This is a genomic window from Mesocryomonas fontinalis (genome assembly GCF_055730125.2).
Map to the genome: position 1 here is coordinate 1 of NZ_JBUZWG020000003.1, position 23,269 is coordinate 23,269.

At 64.9% G+C, this 23,269-nt stretch carries 30 protein-coding genes; 18 read left to right on the forward strand and 12 right to left on the reverse strand.

Features of this window, described 5'->3' with window-relative positions; genetic code table 11:
• Positions 1 to 256: 256 nt before the first annotated feature.
• Entirely contained in the window at positions 257 to 1,765 is a 1,509-nt protein-coding gene (locus ACZL02_RS08110; protein WP_472937512.1) for an NAD(P)/FAD-dependent oxidoreductase, read from the reverse strand.
• A gap of 91 nt (positions 1,766 to 1,856) precedes the next feature.
• Positions 1,857 to 2,282, reverse strand: coding sequence for a GtrA family protein (locus ACZL02_RS08115; protein ID WP_472937511.1), 426 nt, complete (start codon positions 2,280 to 2,282; stop codon positions 1,857 to 1,859).
• Between the two features lie 141 nt (positions 2,283 to 2,423).
• On the opposite strand from ACZL02_RS08115, the gene ACZL02_RS08120 reads away from it, so the two are divergent.
• The gene (locus ACZL02_RS08120; protein WP_472937510.1) at positions 2,424 to 4,238 is read left to right on the forward strand and encodes a hypothetical protein; all 1,815 of its coding nucleotides are present in this window, start codon (positions 2,424 to 2,426) and stop codon (positions 4,236 to 4,238) included.
• A gap of 66 nt (positions 4,239 to 4,304) precedes the next feature.
• On the opposite strand, the gene ACZL02_RS08125 is transcribed toward ACZL02_RS08120, so the two are convergent.
• Positions 4,305 to 4,667 carry a hypothetical protein gene (locus tag ACZL02_RS08125; protein WP_472937509.1) on the reverse strand — a complete coding sequence of 121 codons (363 nt, stop codon included), beginning with the start codon at positions 4,665 to 4,667 and terminating at the stop codon, positions 4,305 to 4,307.
• 341 nt (positions 4,668 to 5,008) lie between these two features.
• Here ACZL02_RS08125 and ACZL02_RS08130 point away from each other — a divergent pair, with 341 nt between their 5' ends.
• The 6 genes from ACZL02_RS08130 (at position 5,009) to ACZL02_RS08155 (ending at position 8,494) form a co-directional block, all read left to right on the forward strand.
• Positions 5,009 to 5,275: a hypothetical protein gene (locus ACZL02_RS08130; protein ID WP_472937508.1), complete on the forward strand. Its 267-nt coding sequence runs from the start codon at positions 5,009 to 5,011 to the stop codon at positions 5,273 to 5,275.
• 463 nt (positions 5,276 to 5,738) lie between these two features.
• Complete coding sequence (locus tag ACZL02_RS08135) at positions 5,739 to 7,043, forward strand: flagellin N-terminal helical domain-containing protein (protein WP_472937507.1); 1,305 nt, start codon at positions 5,739 to 5,741, stop codon at positions 7,041 to 7,043.
• 176 nt (positions 7,044 to 7,219) lie between these two features.
• Positions 7,220 to 7,489: a hypothetical protein gene (locus ACZL02_RS08140; RefSeq protein ID WP_472935125.1), complete on the forward strand. Its 270-nt coding sequence runs from the start codon at positions 7,220 to 7,222 to the stop codon at positions 7,487 to 7,489.
• A gap of 164 nt (positions 7,490 to 7,653) precedes the next feature.
• The gene (locus ACZL02_RS08145) at positions 7,654 to 7,899 is read left to right on the forward strand and encodes a hypothetical protein (RefSeq protein WP_472935124.1); all 246 of its coding nucleotides are present in this window, start codon (positions 7,654 to 7,656) and stop codon (positions 7,897 to 7,899) included.
• Positions 7,896 to 8,084, forward strand: coding sequence for a hypothetical protein (locus tag ACZL02_RS08150; RefSeq protein WP_472937506.1), 189 nt, complete (start codon positions 7,896 to 7,898; stop codon positions 8,082 to 8,084). The genes ACZL02_RS08145 and ACZL02_RS08150 overlap by 4 nt, the downstream gene beginning before the upstream one ends.
• Before the next feature lie 122 nt (positions 8,085 to 8,206).
• The gene (locus tag ACZL02_RS08155; RefSeq protein WP_472935122.1) at positions 8,207 to 8,494 is read left to right on the forward strand and encodes a PepSY domain-containing protein; all 288 of its coding nucleotides are present in this window, start codon (positions 8,207 to 8,209) and stop codon (positions 8,492 to 8,494) included.
• A 128-nt stretch (positions 8,495 to 8,622) separates the two neighbouring features.
• Here ACZL02_RS08155 and ACZL02_RS08160 read toward each other — a convergent pair whose 3' ends face one another.
• On the reverse strand, positions 8,623 to 8,889 hold the full coding sequence (locus ACZL02_RS08160; protein ID WP_472937505.1) for a hypothetical protein: 267 nt from the start codon (positions 8,887 to 8,889) through the stop codon (positions 8,623 to 8,625).
• Positions 8,890 to 9,003: 114 nt separating this feature from the next.
• On the opposite strand from ACZL02_RS08160, the gene ACZL02_RS08165 reads away from it, so the two are divergent.
• On the forward strand, positions 9,004 to 9,309 hold the full coding sequence (locus ACZL02_RS08165; RefSeq protein WP_472937504.1) for a DUF1294 domain-containing protein: 306 nt from the start codon (positions 9,004 to 9,006) through the stop codon (positions 9,307 to 9,309).
• A gap of 80 nt (positions 9,310 to 9,389) precedes the next feature.
• The gene (locus tag ACZL02_RS08170; protein ID WP_472937503.1) at positions 9,390 to 9,572 is read left to right on the forward strand and encodes a hypothetical protein; all 183 of its coding nucleotides are present in this window, start codon (positions 9,390 to 9,392) and stop codon (positions 9,570 to 9,572) included.
• 86 nt (positions 9,573 to 9,658) lie between these two features.
• Here the strand turns inward: ACZL02_RS08170 and trhA are convergent, their stop codons facing one another.
• Entirely contained in the window at positions 9,659 to 10,312 is a 654-nt protein-coding gene (trhA, locus tag ACZL02_RS08175; protein WP_472938132.1) for a PAQR family membrane homeostasis protein TrhA, read from the reverse strand.
• Positions 10,313 to 10,656: 344 nt separating this feature from the next.
• On the opposite strand from trhA, the gene ACZL02_RS08180 reads away from it, so the two are divergent.
• The 6 genes from ACZL02_RS08180 to ACZL02_RS08205 all read left to right on the forward strand — a co-directional run bounded on the left by ACZL02_RS08180 (position 10,657) and on the right by ACZL02_RS08205 (position 14,186).
• Positions 10,657 to 10,911 carry a hypothetical protein gene (locus ACZL02_RS08180; protein WP_472937502.1) on the forward strand — a complete coding sequence of 85 codons (255 nt, stop codon included), beginning with the start codon at positions 10,657 to 10,659 and terminating at the stop codon, positions 10,909 to 10,911.
• A 376-nt stretch (positions 10,912 to 11,287) separates the two neighbouring features.
• Positions 11,288 to 11,500 (forward strand): cold-shock protein, encoded by a 213-nt coding sequence (locus ACZL02_RS08185; protein WP_472935115.1) that lies wholly within the window; start codon positions 11,288 to 11,290, stop codon positions 11,498 to 11,500.
• A gap of 85 nt (positions 11,501 to 11,585) precedes the next feature.
• Positions 11,586 to 12,356: an exodeoxyribonuclease III gene (locus ACZL02_RS08190; protein WP_472937501.1), complete on the forward strand. Its 771-nt coding sequence runs from the start codon at positions 11,586 to 11,588 to the stop codon at positions 12,354 to 12,356.
• Positions 12,357 to 12,688: 332 nt separating this feature from the next.
• The gene (locus ACZL02_RS08195; protein ID WP_472937500.1) at positions 12,689 to 12,868 is read left to right on the forward strand and encodes a hypothetical protein; all 180 of its coding nucleotides are present in this window, start codon (positions 12,689 to 12,691) and stop codon (positions 12,866 to 12,868) included.
• A gap of 63 nt (positions 12,869 to 12,931) precedes the next feature.
• Positions 12,932 to 13,189, forward strand: a complete 258-nt coding sequence (locus ACZL02_RS08200) for a DUF2171 domain-containing protein (RefSeq protein ID WP_472937499.1) — start codon at positions 12,932 to 12,934, stop codon at positions 13,187 to 13,189.
• A gap of 223 nt (positions 13,190 to 13,412) precedes the next feature.
• Positions 13,413 to 14,186 (forward strand): NAD kinase, encoded by a 774-nt coding sequence (locus ACZL02_RS08205; protein ID WP_472937498.1) that lies wholly within the window; start codon positions 13,413 to 13,415, stop codon positions 14,184 to 14,186.
• A gap of 30 nt (positions 14,187 to 14,216) precedes the next feature.
• Here the strand turns inward: ACZL02_RS08205 and ACZL02_RS08210 are convergent, their stop codons facing one another.
• From ACZL02_RS08210 to ACZL02_RS08220, 3 genes are all read right to left on the reverse strand, one after another.
• On the reverse strand, positions 14,217 to 15,359 hold the full coding sequence (locus tag ACZL02_RS08210) for a DUF2336 domain-containing protein (RefSeq protein ID WP_472937497.1): 1,143 nt from the start codon (positions 15,357 to 15,359) through the stop codon (positions 14,217 to 14,219).
• A 136-nt stretch (positions 15,360 to 15,495) separates the two neighbouring features.
• Complete coding sequence (locus ACZL02_RS08215) at positions 15,496 to 16,116, reverse strand: flavin reductase family protein (RefSeq protein WP_472937496.1); 621 nt, start codon at positions 16,114 to 16,116, stop codon at positions 15,496 to 15,498.
• Between the two features lie 3 nt (positions 16,117 to 16,119).
• Positions 16,120 to 16,701: a nitroreductase family protein gene (locus ACZL02_RS08220; RefSeq protein ID WP_472937495.1), complete on the reverse strand. Its 582-nt coding sequence runs from the start codon at positions 16,699 to 16,701 to the stop codon at positions 16,120 to 16,122.
• Between the two features lie 152 nt (positions 16,702 to 16,853).
• On the opposite strand from ACZL02_RS08220, the gene ACZL02_RS08225 reads away from it, so the two are divergent.
• Positions 16,854 to 18,017 carry an RgsD C-terminal domain-containing protein gene (locus tag ACZL02_RS08225; RefSeq protein ID WP_472937494.1) on the forward strand — a complete coding sequence of 388 codons (1,164 nt, stop codon included), beginning with the start codon at positions 16,854 to 16,856 and terminating at the stop codon, positions 18,015 to 18,017.
• 45 nt (positions 18,018 to 18,062) lie between these two features.
• On the opposite strand, the gene ACZL02_RS08230 is transcribed toward ACZL02_RS08225, so the two are convergent.
• From ACZL02_RS08230 to ACZL02_RS08245, 4 genes are all read right to left on the reverse strand, one after another.
• Complete coding sequence (locus ACZL02_RS08230; protein WP_472937493.1) at positions 18,063 to 18,914, reverse strand: lysophospholipid acyltransferase family protein; 852 nt, start codon at positions 18,912 to 18,914, stop codon at positions 18,063 to 18,065.
• Between the two features lie 108 nt (positions 18,915 to 19,022).
• A complete protein-coding gene (thrS, locus tag ACZL02_RS08235) occupies positions 19,023 to 21,011 on the reverse strand; it encodes a threonine--tRNA ligase (RefSeq protein ID WP_472937492.1) in 1,989 nt (662 codons plus the stop codon).
• Between the two features lie 193 nt (positions 21,012 to 21,204).
• Positions 21,205 to 21,537: a membrane protein insertion efficiency factor YidD gene (yidD, locus tag ACZL02_RS08240; RefSeq protein WP_472937491.1), complete on the reverse strand. Its 333-nt coding sequence runs from the start codon at positions 21,535 to 21,537 to the stop codon at positions 21,205 to 21,207.
• Positions 21,537 to 21,992, reverse strand: a complete 456-nt coding sequence (locus ACZL02_RS08245; RefSeq protein WP_472937490.1) for an iron-sulfur cluster assembly scaffold protein — start codon at positions 21,990 to 21,992, stop codon at positions 21,537 to 21,539. The genes yidD and ACZL02_RS08245 overlap by 1 nt, the downstream gene beginning before the upstream one ends.
• 226 nt (positions 21,993 to 22,218) lie before the next feature.
• Here ACZL02_RS08245 and folE point away from each other — a divergent pair, with 226 nt between their 5' ends.
• Positions 22,219 to 22,839, forward strand: a complete 621-nt coding sequence (gene folE, locus ACZL02_RS08250; protein ID WP_472937489.1) for a GTP cyclohydrolase I FolE — start codon at positions 22,219 to 22,221, stop codon at positions 22,837 to 22,839.
• Entirely contained in the window at positions 22,836 to 23,252 is a 417-nt protein-coding gene (gene hisI / locus ACZL02_RS08255) for a phosphoribosyl-AMP cyclohydrolase (RefSeq protein WP_472938131.1), read from the forward strand. The genes folE and hisI overlap by 4 nt, the downstream gene beginning before the upstream one ends.
• The last annotated feature ends 17 nt before the right edge of the window (positions 23,253 to 23,269 follow it).

Here is a 23,269-nt window from a genome sequence, read left to right on the forward strand (position 1 = left end):
CGTCCGAAACCCTTGATGAGCTGTTGCGAATACGGCCGCGACATAGAGCTTGCGGGGCGGGAACACAAGCACCTGACGTCGAAGCCGGCGCGCGCGTGCAGGAAGTGATCGCGGAAGCGCACGCAGCGCGCCCATCGCGGTCGACAAGCGGAGATGTCGCTGAGGCAGGACGAAAAGTGTGCGGGGAAGCCGGTTGGAACTCTTCAGGCAAGCTGCCTGTCAGAATGCCTTACGCTAGCGCTCGCCACGCCAAGCTTCACGCCGCCGCTCGCCGCGGCACCAGGCGTTCGCTGGCGAGAGCAGCGTTGGCACCCTCGACGCCGGCTTCGGCGTATCCGGCGTCCTCGTTGACATTCCAGACGTCGTGCAGGCGATGGCCGGCGAGGATGTTGCGGACCGTCAGCATCGCGGTCATCATCGCATGGTCCTGGTTGTTGTACTTGTGCATGCCGTTGCGACCGACGAGATGCAGCGTCGGGTAGCTCGCGTCGAAGTCGCGGCGAATGCTCGTCACATGGTCGCGATAGGCGTCGTCATAGACCGGATAGGCCTTCGGCTGGCGGACGACGCAGGCATCGACGACATCTTCCGGGTCGATCAGGCCGATCTCGCCGATCTCCCGTTTCGCCAGGGCCACAAGTTCGTCGTCGCTGGCATTCCAGAGGCCATCGCCCTCGAAGCAGAAATATTCGAGGCCGAGACAGGTCATGCCCTCGTCCGGCACCAGTTCCGGCGACCAGGACCGGAAGTTCTGGACACGACCCACCTGCATGGCGGGATCGTGGATGTAGACCCAGTTGTCGGGAAAGGATTTTCCGGACCTCGCGATCAGGGCGACGGTCAGGAAGTCGCGGTACTGCAGGGACTTGGCATTGAACAGGCTGAGCGGTGCGGGCCGAATGGCGCCGGCGAGTTCGCGGATCGCCGCCGAGGAGACGACGTGGCGCGCGCGATAGGTCACGATCGCCCCCGCGGCGTCGACGGCGGTCACCGTCCAGAGGCCGGAGGCCGCGTCCCAGCGCAAGCCGTCGACCGACTGCCCGAGGCTGATGGTCCCGCCCTGCGCACGGATCTTGGTCGCGGCGGCATCCCACATCATGCCGGGCCCGCGTCGGGGATAGCGGAAGGATTCGATCAGCGTCTTGATCACCGCGCCCTTCTTCTGGCGACGGCGGCGGGCGAAGGGAAGCGAGCCGACCAGCGCATTGCGGATGGCAGCGCCGAGGTCGAGGCCCTTGATCCGCTGCGAGGCCCAGTCCGCCGAGATGTCGTCGCAGGACATGCCCCAGACTTTTTCGGTATAGGTCTTGAAGAAGATCGAGAACAGCCGCTCGCCGAACTGGTTGCGGACCCATTCGTGGAAGGTCTTCGGCTCGGCGATCGGCTTGGCGCGGGCCTTGGCATAGGAGGCGACGCAGGCAAGGCTTTCGCCGAGGCCGAGATTGCGCAGCGCCTCGAACGCCTTCAGCGGGTAGCTGTAGAACTTGCCGCCATAATAGATCCGCGACAGCCGGGGCCGCTCGATGAAATCGTCGGGCAGCATCTCGTTCCAGAGATCGACGACCTCCTGCGACTTCGAGAAGAAGCGGTGGCCCCCGATATCGAAGAGATAGCCCTTGTAGTCCACCGTGCGGCTGATGCCGCCGACATAGACCGGATCCCGCTCGAGCACGACGACGTCACGCCCGGCCTTCGTCAGCAGGTAGCCGGCGGTGAGGCCGGCGGGCCCGGCTCCGATGATCAGCGTCTCGGTTTCGACAAGCATGGGGATCCCTGGACGCGTCGGTTGCAGCGCCGAACATGCCGGGAAAACCTTGCCGATACGGTTAAGCGCGCGCGAAAAATCGCGGTTCTCGTTAGCGCTGACCGAAGGTGAAGACGCGCTGGCCGAGGAAGGAGACGCCCGCGACGCCGGCCGAACAGGCCACGAGGACGATGAGCGGCGGCACGGCGGGTGCGAAATGGCAGAGGAGGAGGAAGCCGAGGTAGTTGCCGCCCTGCGCGAGGAGCGCCACGCCCGCATAGCGCAGCGCCTCGTCCAGACGGCCGCGTCCGCTCGCTCGAAAGGTGAAACGGCGGTTCAACTGCCAGGTGACCAGCGTTGCCGCTGAGATCGAGACCGCCCGCGCCGGGGCCAGCGTCGTGCCGACGGCGCTGAGGGCCAGGAAAACGGCCGCGTCCGCCAGGAGGCCAACGAGGCCGACGGCGAGGAACGTGCCGAAGCGGCGAACGGCCAGCCGGTCCCGGGCAGCAGCCAGCGCCTCGACCCCTTGCAGCGACATGCCTTTGCCTCTCCCTCATCCCGCTCCGCGGCTCGACCGCCGCATATCAGACGAAGAGGGTTACGACGCGGTCAATGACTTCCCTCCTTAACGGGCCGGAAGGCCCGCTCTGCGATGGTGGCCTTTTGCATGGGTGCCCCGATGCCGCTGCCATCCCGCCCGGACGAAAAGGGCACCGCCGCGACCGCCGCGGCCGAGGCGAAGCCGCACGGCCTGACGCTGCGCACGCCTGATCTCGGCAGCCAGCGCGCCCGGCTTCTCCTCGCCTTTCTCGTCGTCCTCGCCGGGGCGTTCTACTACGGGCGGCAGACGCTGCTGACCGAGGCCTTCGGCGATACCGACGACGCGATGCGCATGGTCATGGTGCGCGATCTCTTGGGCGGCCAGGCCTTCTTCGACCATGGCGTTCCGCGCCTGCAGCCTCCGCTCGGACTGGAGATGCACTGGTCGCGCCTGATCGACGGGGCGCTGGCCGGGCTGATCCGGCTGGCGACGCCGTTCGCCGGCACGGGCGCCGAGGCGCTGGTCCGGACCCTCTGGCCGCTGTTCTGGCTGTTGCCGGCTTCGCTCTCGGCGTTTGCGATTGCCGTGCGGCTCGGCGGCCGGCGAGCGGTCTTCCCCTGTGCCGTGCTGCTTCTCCTGTCGCCGGCGGCCTTCGCGCAGTTCGTGCCGGGACGCGTCGACCATCACGACCTGCAGATCGTCGCGGTGCTGGCGGCGCTTGCCGGCGCCGTCTGGCTGGAACGTCGGCGCGGCGCAGGATGGCTTGCCGGCATCGCGACCGGCTTTCTCGTGACGGTGGGGCTCGAGGGCCTGATCCTCGGGGCCGCCATCGGCGTCGCCATCGCCCTGCGGCTGGCGGTCACCGGCACGGCGGCCGCCGGTGCCCAGCGATACGCGCTCGGCCATGGCGCGTCGGCGGCGCTGGGCTTCCTCGCGGAAACCGATCCGCAGCGCTGGACGGCGCCCGCCTGCGACGCGCTGGCGATCAACCTCCTCGCCGGATTGCTGGTCGCGGCTGCCGGCCTTGCGCTGGCCGCCGAGGCCACGATGCGCGGTCGCCTCGGCGGTCGCGGACGCCTGATCGCGGTGGTCGCCGTCGGCCTGGCGGCAGCCGCCGTCTATCTCGGCCTCGATCCGAGCTGCCTTCGCGGGCCGTTTGCGGATGTCGACGCCCGGCTCTACCCGATCTGGCTCGACCTCGTGAAGGAGGTCGCGCCGCTTGCCGTCATCTGGTCCAGCGCGCCCGAGATGGCGATCGCCCTGGCCGCCACCCCGCTGGCCGCGCTGGGCGTCGGCGTCTGGTGCCTCGCCGCAGTGCCGGGGCGGCGCGATGCCGCCTGGCTGACCGCCCTCGCCGTCCTCGCTCTCGCCGTGCTGATGATGCTCTTCCAGGCGCCGAAGGGCAGCCCCTATGCCGCCTTTGTCGCAGCGCCCGTCGCAGGCGCCGCCGTGACGCACCTGATGCGCCGATGGCGGTCTCTGCTGCTGCCGACGCTCCTCGCCACCCTCGCTCTGTCGCCGATCGCACCGCTCGCGGCCTACCGGGCGCTCGCGACGCCGACGGCGGCAGAAGCCGACGAGGCTTCCTGCAACGTCGAGGGCGCGTTCAGGACCTTGGCCACCTTGCCGCCCGGTCTCGTCCTCGCCGACGTCGATCTCGGCCCGATGATCCTTGCCTTCACGCCGCATTCGGTGTTGGCGGCGCCCTATCACCGGATGCCCGACGGCATTCTCGCCGCATACCAGCTGCTGAACGCGAGACCGGACGCGGCCCAGCCGCTCGTCCGCGCCCGAGGCATCGCCTATGTCGCCCTCTGCGGCGACGCGATCGCACCGCCCTACGATGCCGTGCCCGGCAACCTTTACGGACAGCTGAAGGCCGGCGACGCCGTGGACTGGCTGGAGATCGTTCCGGGGCCAGCTCCGCTGCGGATCTTTCGCGTCCGGCCTTAGGCGTGGCGTAACCAGCAGGCCTCACCGAGAGCAAGCTCACGCCCGCCTCACCCATCGTTACGGACGTTAATGCAGCATCACCGCGTCGAGGTCATGCCCTATGCGGCTATTCTTCTTCGATGGTGTAGTCCGGGTTTTCGCAGAGGTCGTAGCCGCGTCCTCGGTGCTGGTGTCATCCTCGAAGACCGTGCGCACGTCGAAGACGCATGTGTCCGCGCCGCGGATGGTGGCGGGCGCATTGCCGCCGGGCGGGATCGGCGCGGTGACGAGGTTCTCTTCCCAGTTGTCCACGTCCGGCGCCGACAGGTAGAATTCCGTCACCGGAGAGCTCGTCTGGTTGTCGAGCGTTAAGGCAATGTCGCGGGCGGAAGCCGCCGAGGCGACGAGGACGAGGGAGAAAGAGAGGGCGAGAAATGCAGAGCGCTTCATGGTCGGTCCACCGGCGGGGTTGAGGAGATCGGCGAGCCGACACTTCTGCCATATCACGAACGCAGCAGCATGCGGTGATAACTTCGGTCGGGGCCAAGCATGCCCGAAAGCCGCGTTCTCGATGAGGATCGGTGTTCGCCGAAGAGATCAGCACCTTCCTCCCAGTTCCAGCGGCCTCCCCGGCTTTACCGGCGTCTCGGGTACCAGAGGCGTAGGCAAGAGAACGGGTTGCAGCCCGCCGGTTCCGACGCCTAGGCGAACACCTTGCTGACGGCCCGCGAGTGGCGAAACGGAACCGCCGGCCCGGCAGTCCTTTGTTTTAGTCAACGAGGAGATATGCCATGTCCGACATCAAGCCCGATCCGCTGCATCCCGCCCCGACTGGCGACGTGATCACCGACCATCTTGTCGAGGATGGCCTCCTGGAGGAGATCGCCGCCGTCGACGGGGAAACCGTCGAGGCGGCAGATGCTTCCGCGACGGAGAATTCCGTCTCGACGGAGCAGGCAGATCTCGAGCGTCTGGAACGCGAAGAGTTGCAGCGCCGCGATCCCGCCGAGGACGACCTCCCCGACCGCGCCTTCGACCGGATCACGCCGGGCGTCTGATCGCACGGGAAACGCAGACCCCGCCGGCCCGGCACACGCGTCGGCGGATGACTGCCTCAACACGACGCGGCTAGGAATACTGCCGATACTTCCTGAAATACGGCCGAGCAGGCTTCGCCTCTACCGTTCCCGGCATACCCAGCACGGTCGGCCCATTCGCCCGCATTGGGCGCTCAAAAACGGTGAACAGCGGCCGGCCTTTCCGGCCGAGTGCCACATATGCCCTAAACAACAAAGCCACCTATTTAATGTATTAGCTAGCTAATTCACTGTAGAGAATGTTTTAATATTAGCTAGCTTATTTCATTTTTGAGAAGCGTTAGAGTTTTATTTAAGCTCTCCCTCTACTTCATAAGTACAGCAGCGAAAGACCGGCACATCCGGCAGTCGCCTGGCATGATGCCGATGCTGTAGGCGGTCTATCCGCCATGTCCCTCGATTCTCGCGTTCGGGACTACTTCACATGACTTCCATCAACTTCAATTCCGCCGCCACCACCGCTCTGCGCACGCTGCAGCAGACCAATTCCGCGCTCGAAACCTCGCAGAACCGCGTCTCGACCGGCCTGAAGATCGGCGAAGCCAAGGACAACGCCGCCTACTGGTCGATCTCGACCACGCTGAAGTCCGACAACAAGACGATGAGCACCGTCAAGGATGCGTTGGCTTTGGGTGCTGGCACCGTTGATACGGCTTACCAAGGCCTTAACAAAAGCCTGGAGGTACTGGACGCAATCAAGTCCAAACTGACCGCGGCAACCCAGTCAGGCGTCGACAAAGTCGCTATTCAGGCCGAGATCAACTCTCTAAAAGCGCAATTGACCAGCATCGCTTCGTCCTCATCGTTCTCTGGCGAAAATTGGCTTTCCCGTGCGTCGACTGACAGTACTTCGAAGTCAGTCGTAGCATCATTTACGCGTGACGCTACCGGCGCCGTTACTATCGGCACTGTCGACATTAGCACAGCCTCGACGTCTCTTGTCGTGAAGACCTCTACTGGAGCTATCGATACAACGAGTGGCATCCTGACCCAGGTTAGAGCGGGCGATGCTGGCTACAGCGCGACAGGCGCAACTGTAGGCGCTACGAACGGAGTTTTGACGGCCGGCATCACGATGACGGCCAATGATACCTTCTCGTTCAATGTGACCAATCCAGTTTCGGGTTCGCAGAGCGTCACCCTCGATCTTACAACCGCCACGAAAGCTGGCTTGTCGAGTGGACAGATCAGCACCACGGCACAGCTTGAAAAAGTCCTGAACCAAGCTTTGGGCGATGCAAAAGTTTCTGGCCTAGTTGCTAAGGTATCTGATGGCGGAGTTATCTCGTACACCAGCGCCAACTCCTTCACTGTTGGCATTGCCACAAAGAATGGTTCGGGAGCGGTAACTGTCGCGAACATTGGCGGCACTAACACTGTCAATGGCGTACCCGCAACGGTCGCCTCATCGGTACTCGACATCGATGTAACGACGGCGAATCTGACGACGATCACAGCTTTCGTCGACATCGTCAGTGCCGCCGCCAAGGACGTGACGTCTGCAGCAGCCGCACTTGGTGCCATCTCCGCTCGAATTGAACTACAGTCGACCTTCGTTTCAAATTTGATGGATACTATCGACAAAGGTGTTTCGAACCTCATCGACGCCGACCTTTCCGAAGAATCCACCCGCCTGCAGGCGCTGCAGACCAAGCAGCAGCTGGGCATCCAGGCGCTGTCGATCGCCAACACCTCGACGCAGAACATCCTGTCGCTGTTCCGCAGCTAATCCGCGGTACATAGCTGGATCAGCGCACCCCTCGTCCGCACGGACGGGGGGTGTTTTCGTTTGAAGACTTGGTTCTTGGCGGTGGCCCTCGGCGTCGACGATGTACCGCACTGCGAAATGGATCGCCTCGCGCAAGCCCCGCATGCGAGGCGTGCGGCATCTGTCAGGAGATTTCCATGGTTTCGCACGACACCTTCGTCACCACCCGCTTCCGCACCCTCGGCTATGCCGGCGCCGCGCTGTTCACGGTCTGCCCGCCGGCGTTCTTCTACGAGTGCTATCTTATCTTCTACACCACGGCGGTCGAGGAGAACCCGACGATCGGCCTGTTCGCCGCGGCCGCTTTGCTGCTGTCCTTCGCCAGCGTGCCGATGATGCTGGTCGGCCGCCGCCGCCGGTATTCCGGCGCCGCCTCGCTCGCCGCCATCGAGCCCGGCGTACTCTGATCGGGACTGCCGGGCCTCCCGCCGATGGCGCCCATGCCATCGGTCGGTGCCCGGCCTTCGATCCGCCGGAATATCTGTTCCGATCGCGGGCGGGATGCTGTAGCGAGGTCGCCAACGCGACATCGCGGGCAGGTCGCCCGCCATCACCCCCGGAGGCGTGCCCGATGGCCGAGAAAACCCTCTACATCGTCCAGCAGTTCGAGATGATGGGCAAGAAGCTCGTCGCCGGACGGGTGATGGAGTTCAAGACGGCCGACGAGGCCATTGCACGGGCCGATCGCGATGCCAGCCGCATGGCCGGCGTGGTGGCGCTGGCCCAGACCATCGACCTCGACACCGACGAGGTGGTCGAGACGCCGGAGATCCTCGCCCGGCACGGCACCCTCCCGCAGGAGTTCCGGGAAGAATGAGCCGTCGCATGATGTTCGTGCTGGCGGTTTCGGCGCTGGCCGGCCTCGGCATCGCTTTCCTGCTGGGCGAGCGCAATGCCGCCGAACCGGCCGGCGCGTCGCAGACCCCGATCGGCGATCCAGCCGCCAACCCGGCGGACGACATGGCGAACGCTATCCGGAAGGCGATCGAGGGCGGGAAGTAGATTTCGCGAAGGTTTTCGCCGCGGGAAACGCGGCATCAACCATCGACGGCGCCGGGACCGAGGGGTGCGGAACCAAAAAGCCTCGGCATGGTTCCGGCAGCATTCCAATGGAGTGCATGCGCATGCGTACCCCCGCCGCCCTTTTCGCCTTCTCGCTGTTGATGACCACCGGCGCCCTCGCCGTCGCTCCGGAGGCACCTCCGGCCAATGCCGCGAAACTCTCCGACATCGTCGCCAAGGTGGAGACACGCCCGGAGTTCTCGTTCATCGACCAGGTCAGCTACTCCGGCGGCGTCTATCAGATCGTCTTCTACATGAAGGACGGCGCTGAGGTGCGGATGGAATACGACGTGCGAACCGGCAACCCGATCGTGCCGAAGGTCGCAACCTCGACCGCACCAGCCCAATAAGGCGCATCGGCCTTTACTGCAGGCTTTGATAAGCCGTCCCGCTCACGTGGGACGGCTGTTGTTATTTGGAAAAGTCGGCGAGGAGCAGGTCTTAGTCTAGCGACCGGCCTCCTCTTCCAGAACCCGCGTCAGGCAGGCTTGGTCGGCTCGCTCGGGGCTTCCGCGCCCTCGTCGAGGTCGTCGTCCTCGCCGAATGGATAGCCCTTGATGATGTCCTCGACATCATCGGTGATCTCGTCGAGAAACTCGATCGCACCCTCTTCGTCGTCGGCGCCCTGGGTGACCAGCATGGCCAGCTGGATCTTGAGGACGTCGGCGACCTCGGTCAGTTCGAGACCCTGGAACAGCGTCGAGATCTTCTCGGAAATCGCGTCCTTGTCCGCTTCACTCAGCATCTCTCTACTCCTTGCTAGCTTTGCGGGCTGCAGAAACGCAGCAGGGGATCGGGATGATCGCCATGCTACCTAACCCTTGCGCCTACCCGCAGTGGTCGATCCGCTATCCCTGCCATGCCCCGCTTTGACCGTCGAGACGTGAACGTGATGACGCTGCTTTATCTGTCGTTTGTGAACATGCTGTGCTTCGCCGCCTTCGCCTTCGACAAGGCGGCTGCCAGAGCGGGCCGGCGCCGCGTCCCCGAACGCACGCTGCTGCTCCTCGCTCTTGCCGGCGGCAGCGGCGGTGCGCTGCTGGCCAGCAGCGTCTTCCGGCACAAGACGAGCAAGCAGCCGTTCCGAAACCGGCTTCTCGCCATCGCCGGCCTTCATGTCCTCGCATTTCTGCTTTTCGTTACGGGGGTCCTGACGGTGAAATGACCGCTGACATCGACCGCTGCCGGGAACCAAATCGAGGATGGCGGGATTCGCACAGGACCCGAAAGGAAAAGGAGGCTCACATGACAGCGACGGAAACGCTCGGCGCCTACGAGGCAGGTTTGATCACCGAGGCAGAGGCCACCGAACAGGCGCTCGTGGAGAAGCTCGACCAACTCTACGTGCAGGCAGAAGGTCGCGCCCGGAATTCAATTAATGCGTCCCGCTCGACGGGTCACCTTGAGCACCGCGCCGGGGCTCGGTGAACCCAGCACCGTATGGCGGGGTAGACTGTCTCAGACACCCGCGATAATTCGAAATTGGCAGCGCCCGGCGGATCGCCATCAAAGCGTCAGGCGAGCGTTGCACACCAGACGGCGGCGTAATGGATCGCCGCCGCGACAAGCACGAACCCATGCCAGATCGCGTTCTGGAAGCGAAGGTTTTCCCAGAGATGGAAGATCACGCCGAGCGAGTAGATGAGTCCCCCCGCAACGATCAGCCAGATCACGGTCGGCGAGAGCCGGCCGATCAGACTGTCATAGGTGGCCACGCCACTCCACCCCATGCCGAGATACAGGGCGATCGACAGCCGGTCGTACTGCCCGGGACGCAAGAGTTTCAACCCGACGCCGGCGATGGCGATCGCCCACACGCCGGACAACATCCACCACGTGCTCATCTTCACCATGAACGGCGTGTAGGTACCGGCAATCAGCAGATAGATGGCCGAGTGATCGATCCGCCTCAGCCACCATTTTGTCTTCGACACCGGCCAGATGTTGTAGACCGCCGAAGCACTGATCGAGATCATCAGCGTCGAGAGGTAAAGCGCGACCGCCGCGGCATAGGTGGTATCGCCCGCATCGACCAGAAACGCTGCGAAGAACACCGTCCCCACAGCTGCAAGAATCAGCCCGATGACGTGGACGGCACCATCGGCCCATAGCTCTCCTGCCGAATAGCGCCAGGTGACCTCGCCGAGATGGCGGCTTTCCTCATGCATGCGCTGATCGCTCCCGCCTGGAACCACTTCGTCGCCGCTCGTTATCCCGCGTTCCCGCTCATGACCATCGGCACGAAGAACGGTCGTGGCAGTCGGCAATGTTCTTCCCGTCCGCCGTCCTAAACTGACCGAGCCTTCGGGCGTTCCGGCCGGCCTCAGAACGGCATGGCCCAGCGCCTCCCCGCGACGCATCACGTACGATAACGAACGTTGGAGAGATCGACGAGGACAGTTGGCAACTGGTGCGGCGTGAGATCGTTAAGATTTGCGGAACACCAGCGTTCCGAACAACGGCGCAGACGCGTCGGCGGCCGCCCGGCCGAGACTCTTCCGGAAAGCAAAACATGTCCGAAAAGGAATCCCCCGCCGTACTGGCCGGCCATCAGTATTTCCGCGAGACGCCGATGCGTGCCGAAAAAGGCTCGGCGATGTCGATGATCGCAGCGGACGCCGACAAGACGCGCGCTAAGAACGATCGACTGAAGGCCGCCCGGATCGCGCGGGACGAAGCCGAACAACTGGCGGCCGCGTCCGTCGTCGCGGTGCCGGTCAAGCGCAAGCGCAAGGTCGTGGTATCCGAGGTATCCCCGGCGAACTAGGCGCATTTCCATCGGCGGCGGGTTGGGTGATGAGCCTGCTTTAGGGTTCCTGCGTCGAATTACCGTACGCCATTCCAGATGCTGGAACCTGCTAGCGCGCGGTCGTGAACCGGCCAAAGAAGCAGAATTCGATCGCTGGACAGCCGGACCACAACCCAAAAACCAAGGCCATGCGTTCGAAAGACGTCCGGATAGCTTAATTTTTTGCGGCATGGGTAGGCAGGTAAAGCGGTTTCATAACGGGAAAACGCAGCATTCTTCGTCACGACGGGTTTAAGGCAGCATTTCTCGGCAAGGGTGGGGTTGAATTATGGCGATCATTTCCGCATGGTCCCCTCGCTTGGACAGGTGTCCGAGATAAATAGGATAGGTAGTTATGGCCCAGACTGGCACAGTGAAGTTCTTCAACGCGGACAAGGGCTTCGGCTTCATCACCCCCGACAACGGCGGCGCAGACGTTTTCGTCCACATCTCGGACGTCGAGCGCTCCGGCATGTCGTCCTTGTCCGACAACCAGAAGGTTTCCTTCGAATCCCAGCCGGATCCGCGCGGCAAGGGCCCGAAGGCTATCAATCTTCAGCAGGTCTGAGCCTAGCTTCAGCACACAGCAAAACGGGCCTCGCTTCGGCGGGGCCTTTTTTTGTCTGCCGTTTCGCGCTCGATCGGACTGAGCCGTGAAAATCGCCACCTTCAACATCAACAACGTCAACCGGCGCTTGCCGAACCTTTTGGCCTGGCTCGGCGAAGCGCAGCCCGACATCGTCTGCCTGCAGGAACTGAAGGCCTCCCAGAAGGACTTCCCGCAAGCGGCGCTGCGCGACCTCGGCTACCACGCCGTCTGGAACGGGCAGAAGCAGTGGAACGGCGTCGCCCTTCTCGTGCGAGGTGCCGAACCGGTGCTGACCCGAAACGTCCTGCCGGGCGACGACGCCGACCGGGAGAGCCGCTACATCGAAGCCGCCTGTCGCGGACTGCTCGTCGCGTCGCTCTATCTGCCGAACGGAAATCCCCAGCCCGGCCCGAAGTTCGAGGCTAAGCTCGCCTGGTTCGAGCGATTGATCGAGCACGCCGCAGGCCTGGTGGAGACCGGGCTGCCGGTCGTGCTGGCCGGCGACTTCAATGTCGTCCCGACGGATTTCGACATCTACAAGACGACGTCGCTGGCGACCAATGCACTGGTGCAGCCCGAAAGCCGATCCGCCTATCAACGTCTTCTGTCGCAGGGTTGGACAGACGCGCTCCGGACCCGACACCCGGAGCTTCCGCTCTACACGTTCTGGGACTACCAGCGCGGCCGATGGGGGCGTGATGCCGGGATGCGGCTCGACCACATCCTCCTGAGCCCCTCGCTGAAGAACCAGCTCGAGGACGCCGGCGTCGACCGCGCCGTCCGCGGCATGGAAGGCGCCAGCGATCATGCTCCTGCCTGGGTGACGCTCAGCTGAAAATGCCGCGCGGCTCGAATTCCGGTGCCATGCTGACGAGCGGACCAGGAATGCATACCGGGCGGAAGGCAAAAAAAAGCCCACCGACCGAAGTCAGCGGGCTGAGTCTATGCAAAGGATCTGGGAGGAAACGTTTGCAAAGCAATAAAAGCCTTTTGCAGTGCACACCGCCATCCCCTTTCGTGCATAGCTGCCATGCATCCTGGCAATGCTATCGCAAGCCCCTGTTCTCATTAGCCTTCTCAACCGATGGCGCCGGGGTTTTGGTGTCTTGGAACCTTTGACCCAACCCGCGCTTGCTAGGACATCCTCTCTTGTCTGAAGGAAAGCGCATGTCCGATATCCAGCCCAACATCATCGACCCCACAGGCCCCTCGCCAGATCCGGACCCCGATGGCGATCCGCGTCCGGACGAAATTCGCGAGCCCAACGAGGACACGCCACCCATCGAACCGGATCCGGAGGAAAGCGGTCGCGACCTGCCGAACATCCGGCAGGCGTCGCCGCAGTGATTCCGGCTTGCATCCATGATGGGCATGGCGCGTTGATCAGTTATCCATCAACGGAGAGTTTCCATGGCTGACGTCACTGCGATCAAGGAACATATGGAAGTCATCGGTGCCGATGGCGCGCATGTCGGCAAGGTCGACCGCGTCGTGGGCGAGCGCATCAAGCTGACCAAGCAGGACAGCGGCGAAGGCGCTCACAAGGGTCATCACCACTTCATCTCGCTCGGCCTCGTCGCCGACGTCGAAGGCAACCAGGTTCGCCTGTCGGCCAATGGCGACGTCGCCGTGACGTTCGAGGAAGAGGAAGGCGGCCAGCCGACCTAGTCGTTGGCTTAGCGGCACTGCTGAACTCCATACTTCTACGTGATAATCACGCTGCTAAAGGCCCATCTCGGTGGGCCTTTTCTGTTTCAGCGGGAAGGTTTGACCCTGCGGCCTTCCGACAGATATCTCGGCACCGCGGGATTTCCTGGCTATCTCTTTCGTTTGGAGTGCGTAGATTGCCGCCGTTGCGACCTGTCGCCAGCCATCAGTGAGCATGAACGCCATGAAGCGCGACGCATCGTCCATCGCTTTCCTCGCCAGCGAGACCGAGCCGGCACAGGACGCCGCCCGTGAACTGATCTCGCTCTACGGAAACGTCCCTCCCGAGAAGGCCGACATCGTCGTCGCTCTCGGCGGCGACGGTTTCATGTTGCAGACCTTGCACGGCTTCATGGGCACCAACGTTCCGATCTACGGGATGAACCAGGGCACCGTCGGGTTCTTGATGAACGAATTCCGGGCCGAGGGCCTTCGGGAACGGCTGAAGACCGCGACCGAGAACAAGATCCGCCCGCTCGAGATGATGGCGGTCGACGGCGATGGCCTCGAGCATACCGCGCTCGCGATCAACGAGGTCTCGATCTTTCGCCAGTCCTACCAGGCTGCCCGTCTGAAGATCGTCATCGACGGGCAGGTCCGGATGGAGGAGTTGATCTGCGACGGCGTCATGGTGGCGACACCGACCGGGTCGACGGCCTACAACCTCTCGGCCCAAGGCCCGATCATTCCGCTGGATGCGCCCCTCTTGGCACTGACGCCGGTCAGCGCGTTCCGCCCGCGCCGGTGGCGTGGTGCCCTCCTCCCGAATCACCAGACCGTGGTCATCGAGACGCTGGAGCCGGAGAAGCGGCCGGTGAACGCCGTGGCCGATCATACCGAGGTGAAGTCGGTGGTGCAGGTGACGATCCGGATCGCGCGGGATGCCCGCAGTCTGATCCTCTTCGACCAGGACCATTCCGGCGACGAGCGCATTCTGGCGGAGCAGTTCCGCTACTGATCGGTTTGCACGGCCGAGACCATCGGAGTTTCAGGCCGCCAGCATCTGCTCGGCCTGATCGCGAGCATGGTGGCGGCTGCTCTCGCCTTCCAGCCGGTGCAGCAGCGTCGTCAACGCTGCGAAGCCGGCAGCGTCCTGGCGCGCCGCATGCACCGCGCAGAGCCGTGCCATCACTTCGGCGGTCACGCTCCCGACATCTGGAGAAGCGTGGCGGGCAATCGCCTGTTTCCAGACCTGGATCGCCGTCCGCAACAGGGGTGCTGCCGCCTGGACAAGCCCGCAGCTCGTCACCAGCGCCGCAAAGGCTGCCTCGCGTCCATCGACGACGATCGCCCTGACGCGACGCTCGGTCAGGCCGGATAGCGAGACCAGCGCCGCGGCAAAGAGATCGATGTTTCCCGCGCAGACGATGCGGATGAGGAAAGCGGTGGTCAGTTGCCCGGACAGCCGGAGATGCTCGACGAGGGCCGGCAGCTCGGCCGGCGGCACGGAGAGGGCGAGCGAAGCGGTCGCCCGTTCGCAAGCCTCCGACACCAGCACCTGCGCACGCGCGTCGCCGAGCATCCTGCGCACCATCATGGATCCGGCCAGTGCCTGGCCGAGGTGAAGGATCAGCGTCTGGCGCACGTCGACGGGCGTATCGGGACGATGCAGCTGCAGGGTGCGCACCTCGCCATCGGAACCATGCCGCTCGGCGATCCGGCGGTGGCTGACGCCGGCAATGACGGCACCGGCATTGGCAAGAAGCATCGCGCAGGCGCTTCGGCCGCCGATCTCGGCGATCGCCGCGGCCAAGCGGACGGAGACGGCGGCACGGCCGGCGATCGCCGTCTGCAGGCGCTTGCCGCCGGCGGCGGCAAGGTCGATCAGGTCGAGATCGGTCAGCACGGGCGAAAGGCCGGCGACGAGGCAGCCGATTTCCTCGTTGTCCGCACTGAGGGCGCGGATGATCGTCACCGGCGCGTTGCCGGATGCGGCGAGCGCCTCGGCCAGCGCGAGCCGGACCTTGGGCGAGGGATCCTCGAGCACGAGCGTCATCGCCGCCACCGTGGCCGGGCGATCGCCTGCTGCGACCTCACCTCTCGCCAAAGCTTGGCCGAGCATCGCCACCCCTTCCGCGCGCTCGCGGGTGGTGGCGGTTTCGCACCATTTGACGAAACGCTGCACGATCATGTGGCAAGGGCCCTGGATGGTTCTCGATCTGTCTGGGCCACTCTGACCGCCAATGGTTTAGGATTCGTTCACCATCTCCCTTATCACCGGATTCACCATGTGGCCGCGACCGGAGCGCCGGCCGAGGCAAGGATGCTCAGAGGTCGCTTGCATCCGGCCGCTTCGGACGCGGCATCTGGAACACCGGGCCGGCGCCGGCATAGTCGAGGTAGCCGAGCCGGCTGAGCGGCTGCGCCAGCGCGGTATCGATCATGCCGTCGACGAGGATCGACGGATCGATGTGAATGCCGACGACCTCGCCGATCACCATCACGTTCTCCGATGGCTGGCCATCGAGGCCCTTCGGCCAGAACCATTCGGTGACCTTGCACTCCAGCGCGGCCGGGCTTTCGGCAACGCGCGGCGCCGCGACGATTTCGCAGGCCGCCTCGGTGAGACCCGCGATCGCGAACTCGCTGACGCCGCGGGGCGCCGGCGCCGAGCTGCGCACGAGGGCGGCCGCCAGCACCGTCGTCGCGAGGTTGGCGACGAATTCGCCACTCTCGATCGCGAAGGCTGCGCTGTCCTTCATGCCCGCGGAGGAAAACATCACCAGCTTCGGCCCGTCGGAGACGGCGTTGAAGAAGCTGTAGGGCGCGAGATTGACGGCGCCCTCCTTCGAGCGCGTCGAGATCCAGCCGATCGGCCGCGGCGAGACGATCGCCTTGAAAGGGTCGTGCGGCAGGCCGTGCTGGTTCGTGTCGGTGCGGTAGAACATGGCTCAGATCCCTGCCGGCGCGACGGCCTCGGTGACGATATCGGCAAGCGCCGGCCGCGGCCTGTCGACGGGTGGCGTGGTGGGTGTTCCGATGTGAATGAAGCCGACGGTCTTTTCCTCCGGCGAAATGCCAAGGATCGTCTTCGCCGCTTCGTCATAGGCGACCCATTCGCTCACCCAGTTGGCGGCAAAGCCCATCGAATGCGCGGCATGGACGAGGTTCATCGCGGCGGCGCCGGCCGACAGCACCTGTTCCCACTCCGGGATCTTGACGTGCGGCTGGGCGCTGGAGACCACGCCCACCACCAGCGGCGAGCGGCTGAAGCGGCTTTCCTCCATGGCGCGGCGCGCGTCACTGAGCGGCCCATCGCGCGTCTCGGCAAGGTCCGCCAAAGCCTTGCCGATCTTCACCGCGACCTCGCCGCGGTAGAGGATGAACCGCCACGGCGCAAGCTTGCCGTGATCCGGCACCCGGGCAGCGATGGTCAGCATAGCCTCGATCTCGCCGGCGTCCGGCGCCGGAAGGCCGAGGGCGGGGATCGGGATGGAGCGGCGCGATTCGAGGTAGCGGGTGGTCTCGGTCATGACGATGTCCTCTGTTCTGCGGCTTGAGCTAACTCTCGCCAGCCGGAATGCAAAGCCTTTCCCCGCAAATCCTCTCGCCGAGGGAAGGAGATGCAGCGTTCGGCGGAACCACGCCTTGAATTCGGCCATGATCTGCCGTTCAAACAGTCATCATGTTGCGTCATTCCCTCCGCCTCATCCCCTTGCGACCGGCAGCTTGCGCGCTGCTCGGCCTTGCCGTTCTGGCCGGTACCCCGGCAGTGGCGCAGGAGAGCAATGGCGGCGGATTTCTTGGCAATGGCCTCAAGGGCATCTTCGGCGGGGGCAGCGGCGGCGACAGGCCGAGCGGCGCCTACGTCTCGCCCGACAGCATTCCCAGCGGTGACGCCTTGCCCCGCACCGGCGCCCGTGCGCTCGAAAAACTGAACCCGATCGCCCTCCCCGATCTCGCCCCGAAGCTTGCCAATCCGCGCATCGACCTTCCTGGCCTCCCATCCTACGCGCCGCGCCAGCTTCCCTCGCTCGACCTCCTGCGCAGCCGCAAGACGCTGGTGCTGGAAGCAAAGCTCGCCGCCGATGGCGCCCCCATCCCGAACGGGCTGATCTGGCGCCTGTTCTCGCCGATCCCCGCGATCGACGGCAAGCTGCCGCTGGTCGCCTCGGCCCATGGCGGCACGGCGAGCTTCGAGGTGCCGTCGGGCGCCTATCTGCTGCATGTCGGCTTCGGCCGCGCCGGCATCACCAAGCGGGTCGATTTCGGCGGCGAGCAGACGCGGGAGGTCGTGGTGCTCGAGGCCGGCGGCCTGAAGCTCAACGCGGTCGCCGCCGACGACGTGCCGATCCCGCCGGAATCGCTGACCTTCGACATCTACAGCGATGCACCCGAGGAGCGGGACCGGAAGCTGGTGGCCGAGGACATCGCCCCCCGCAAGGTCGTCCAGCTGAATGCCGGCACCTATCACGTCGTCTCCAATTTCGGCTCGGTCAACGCCGTGGTGAAGGCCGATGTCAAGGTCGAGCCGGGCAAGATCACCGACGTGACGCTGCAGCAGCGCGCGGCGCAACTGACCATGAAGCTGGTGCGCGAGAAGGGTGGCGAGGCCATCGCCGACACCGCCTGGTCGATCTCGAACGGCTCGGGCGACGTGATCCGCGAGAGCGTCGGCGCGTTTCCCTCCATGGTGCTGGCCGAGGGCGCCTACACGATCGTCGCCAAGAACAAGGATCGCTCCTATCAGCGCGACTTCACCGTCGAGGCCGGCGTCAATACCGACGTCGAGGTGCTCACCTCGGACGTCATGGCCGCGCCCGACAACAGTCAGGGCTCCGGCGACTGAGCGCATTGCTCATCGTTAGATTTGCAAGCGCGCCGTCTCCGTCGCTCAGGCCTCGAGCAGCGGCGAGAGGACCGGCGTCGCGACACCCGCCAGCGAGAACACCGCATCCCGCAGCCGCTCGGTCAGCAGCCGGCGGTCGGAAATCCGCGACAGTTCCTCGAATTCCAGAACGTCCCCGACGCTGACCCGGATCGCCCGCCCGTATTGCCGGCGGAACTCGCCGATCAGGAGGCCGATGCGCAGCGTCAGCGAAAGGCGGCTGGCGAGATGGAACAACGGCCCGTTCTGGCCCTCGAAATGGATCGGCAGCACCGCGGCCCGTCCGGTCTGGATCAGACGGGCGGTAAACTGCTTCCAGGGCAAGTCGTCGGCCGCGCCGAACATGGTCGGTGCCGTCGCAACGCCGCCGGCGGGAAAAACGATGATCGTCGTTCCCTCGGCCAGGAGCCGCGTCGCTTCCTTGCGGGTTTCCATGTTCATCGCCAGCGCCGCCTTGGTCTCCTCGAAAGAGACCGGCAGGCCGTAAGCCGACATTTCCGGGATCTTCATCAGGTCGTTGTTGATGAGGATGCGAAACGGCCGTCCGAGGCGCTCGGCCAGCGCCAGGATCGCGACGCCGTCGCCGATGCCAAAAGGATGATTCGCCACCATCACCAGACGCGCCGGGAGCGCTGCCCCGACCGGCAGGACCCCGCCGATGTCGAGGCGAATGCGCATCAGGTCGAGCATGGCGTTGAAGGCATCCTTGCGGCCGGCCGCAAGGTCCTGGCGCCAGACGCCATAGAGGCGCGCGAGCTTGCGCTTGCCGGACAGTTGCTCGATCGACCGGATAGCCCAGCGGCGAAACAGCCGGTCGTCCGGCCGGGCATAGGTCAGTTCCGCATAGCGCTTCGTCATCGCCCATCCCCATGGAGATATCCGGCTATACCAGCCCGGACGTAACAGCGATATGACGCGATCAGGCGGGCGTCATGGACCCGGCCGCGCGGCCGGGTCCACCGTGTTTTACGCCGCGGTGCTGCGAGCCAGGCGCTCCTCGCGGCTGCGCTTCAGATCCGGCGCGACCGCCTCGGCGACGAGGTTCTCGAGGGTCTCGGCGAGCGTCGCCGACTGCTGGTCGCGCGAGCCGAGACGTCGGATGTTCACCGTCTTCTCTTCCGCCTCGCGCTTGCCGCAGACGAGCATGACCGGGACCTTGGCGAGGCTGTGCTCGCGGACCTTGTAGTTGATCTTCTCGTTGCGGACATCGAGCTTCACCCGCAGGCCGGCCTCGCGCAGCTGCTGCACGACGTCCTCCGCATAGCCGTCGGTCTCCGAGGTGATCGTCGCCACGACGATCTGCACCGGCGCCAGCCAGAGCGGCAGGTGGCCGGCAAAGTTCTCGAGCAGGATGCCGAGGAAGCGCTCCATCGAGCCGCAGATCGCCCGGTGGATCATCACCGGCACGGTCTTGTTGGAGTCCGCGTCGATGTAGAACGCGCCGAAACGCTCCGGCAGGTTGAAGTCGACCTGCGTCGTGCCGCACTGCCATTCGCGGCCGATCGCGTCCTTCAGCGTGTACTCGAACTTCGGGCCGTAGAAGGCGCCCTCGCCCGGGTTGATGCCGGTGGTGATCCGCCCACCCGACTGCTGCTCGATCTCCTCGAGCACGCGCATCATCACGGTCTCCGCGGTGTCCCAGAGATCGTCCGATCCAACCCGCTTCTCCGGCCGGGTCGACAGCTTGATCATCACGTCCTCGAAGCCGAAGTCGCGGTAGACCGAGAGGATGAGGTCGTTGATCGCGAGGCACTCGGCCGCCATCTGCGCCTCGGTGCAGAAGATGTGGGCGTCATCCTGCGTGAAGCCGCGCACGCGCATCAGCCCGTGCATCGCGCCGGACGGCTCGTAGCGGTGCACGGCGCCGAACTCCGACAGGCGGATCGGCAGGTCGCGGTACGACTTCAGGCCGTACTTGAAGATCTGCACATGGCCAGGGCAGTTCATCGGCTTCAGCGCGAAGACGCGCTCGTCCTCGGTGTCATCGCCGGCCGAGGTCGCTGCGAACATGTTCTCGCGGTACCAGCCCCAGTGCCCGGAGATCTCCCAGAGCGACTTGTCGAGCAGCTGCGGAGCGTTGACCTCCTGATAGGCGCCGACGAGACGGCGGCGCATGTAGGCGACGAGCTCCTGGAAGATCGACCAGCCGTTCGGATGCCAGAACACGACGCCCGGTCCCTCCTCCTGGAAGTGGAAGAGATCCATTTCCCGGCCCAGCCGACGGTGGTCGCGCTTCTCCGCCTCCTCCAGCATGTGCAGGTAGTTCTGCATCTGCTCGGCCGTCGCCCAGGCCGTGCCGTAGATGCGCGACAGCATCGGGTTGTTGCTGTCGCCGCGCCAATAGGCGCCGGCCACCCGCATCAACTTGAAGTTCTCGCCGATCTGGCCGGTCGACGCCATATGCGGGCCGCGGCAGAGGTCGAACCAGTCGCCCTGGCTGTAGATCTTGAGATCCTGGTCCTCGCCGATCGCGTCGATCAGCTCGAGCTTGTAGGTCTCGCCCTTGGCGGCGAACACCTCGCGTGCCCTCGCCCGCGACCAGACGTCCTTCTTGAACGGCGCGTTGCGGCGGATGATCTCCGCCATCTTCTTCTCGATCACCGGCAGGTCGTCGGGGGTGAACGGCACTTCCTTGGCGAAGTCGTAGTAGAAGCCGTTCTCGATGACCGGGCCGATGGTCACCTGCGTGCCCGGCCAGATCTCCTGCACGGCCTCGGCCATCACATGCGCCGCATCGTGCCGGATCAGCTCGAGCGCGCGCGGGTCGTCACGGGTGACGATCTCGATCTTGCCGCTGGCGCCGACCGGATCGGCGAGATCGCGCAGCTCGCCCTCGAAGGCGTAGGCCACGGACTTCTTCAGCAGCGACTTGGAAATCCCGCCGGCGATCTCGGCACCGGTGGTCTCGGCCGTGAACTGGCGAATGGAGCCATCGGGAAAAATGACGTCGATCATCTCTGTTCCTTTCCGCTCACCCCCGCATACCACGCGGGAAAGCCCTGAAGATCGATTGAACTGGCCCGGCCTGCGACCGGAGGTGGCGTCATAGCATCCGCCCGCGCACAGACAAGCGCAGCGGCGAATTATCCTGCGGACGCCACGTCGCCTGGCCCTATCGGTTCTCGATCCTCTCGGAAAGCGAAGCTGTCTACGGCGTCGGCGGCGGAACCGGATCAATTCCCGCTCCGCCGAAAGGTCCGCAGCGGGCGACGCGCCGGGCCGTCAGCCAGCTGCCTGCGAAGAGCCCGTGCCGGGCGACTGCCTCGTAGGCATATTCCGAACAGGTCGGCAGGTGCCGGCAATTGCCGCCGACGAAGCCGGATAGCGTCAACTGATAGAGCCGGACGAGCCACGTCCCGAGAAGCCTCGCGGGCGTCCGCGGCCAGGGTCCGGTGTAGTTGCGCGACGAAAGCTTGCGCCGCGGCACCGGCACCGGCACCGGCGTCTTCGCATCGCTGATCTCAGGCGCGTCGCCGCACATCAGGCGGAGACTGGCTCATTCGCCGCGGCTTTGGCGTCGATCTGGTCGAGCGCATCGACCACGGCGTCGAAGGTCAACAGCGTGGAGGCATGCCGTGCCTTGTAGTCGCGCACGGGCTCCAGATACTTCAGGTCCTCGAAACGACCGGTCGGCGGCGTGCCGTTCTCTTTCAGCATCCGCTGCATCTCGAGACGAACGGCGCGAAGCTCTTCCGGGGTCGCGCCGAGAATACTCTTTGCCATGATCGCGGACGAGGCCTGGCCCAGCGCACAGGCCTTCACCACATGGCCGAAATCGGTGACCACACCCTTGCCAAGTTTCAGATCGACGATCACCGTCGAGCCGCAAAGCCTCGAGTGCGCGGTGGCCGAGGCGTCGGGCGCCTCCAGCCGGCCGATCCGGCTGATATTGCCGGCATAGTCGAGGATCCGGGCATTGTAGATATCGTCGAGCACGGCTTCGTCCTGCGGATGATGGGCGGTGCGGGCTACAAGGTGAGGCCGCTCTGGCTATATAGGAGCGGGATCACGATCCCGAAAGACAAAGGCCGGCTTTCGTCCCAGACGGGATGTGAAAGCATAATGCAGGAAGCCGGTTCACGAAGACGGCCCTTCGATGTAGGGAATGACGCGGCATGCAGCTTGCTGCACCCCGTTTGGAACGCCTTGTAGCGAGTATGTGATGGACGCCATCGTCAGGAAGATCGCCGAGGGGCATGCGGAGAAGCGGCACGGCCGTCCCAGCCGCGAGGAGGCGCAGGCCGCCGTCTCCACCTTGATCCGGTGGGCGGGTGACGATCCGAGCCGCGAGGGCCTGATCGAGACGCCCGCGCGCGTGGTGAAATCCTACGAGGAACTCTTCGGCGGATACGCGCAGGATGCGACCGACGTTCTCGGCCGCACCTTCGGCGAGGTCGCCGGCTATGACGACGTGGTGCTGGTGCGCGACATCGATTTCCATTCGCACTGCGAACACCACATGGTGCCGATCATCGGCAAGGCGCATGTCGCCTATCTGCCGGCCGGCCGCGTTCTCGGCCTTTCCAAGATCGCCCGCGTCGTCGACATCTTCGCCCGCCGCCTGCAGACGCAGGAGACGATGACCGCTCAGATCGCCTCGACGATCGAGGACGTGCTGAAGCCGCGCGGCGTCGCCGTGATGATCGAGGCCGAGCACATGTGCATGTCGATGCGCGGCATCAAGACGAAGGGCTCGACGACGCTCACCACGAGTTTCTTCGGCGTCTTCGCCGATGACGGCAACGAGCGCGTCCGCTTCCTCGACATGATCAGACACCGCTGATGGCGGATTTCCATCCACCTTTCGAGAGGGCCGCCGACCAGGAGGAAGGCGACGTCCTCGCGCCGCGTTTCGACGCAACAGGGCTGGTGACGGCGGTCGTCACCGACGCGACCTCCGGCACGCTGCTGATGGTGGCGCACATGGACCGGCAAGCGCTCGAGCTCACCATCTCGACCGGCATCGCCCATTACTTCAGCCGCTCCCGCCAGAGCCTGTGGAAGAAGGGTGAGACCTCGGGTGCCCTTCAGACGGTCCGGGAGATCAGGGTCGACTGCGACCAGGATGCCGTCTGGCTGAAGGTCGACGTCTCGAAGCCGGAAGAAACCTGCCACACGCACCGCGAGACCTGCTTCTACCGCCGCGTCGATCGCGACGGCGCCGAGCTCTCGCTCGTGACGGATGCGCCTGTCTGAAGCATCGGCGCTGGGAC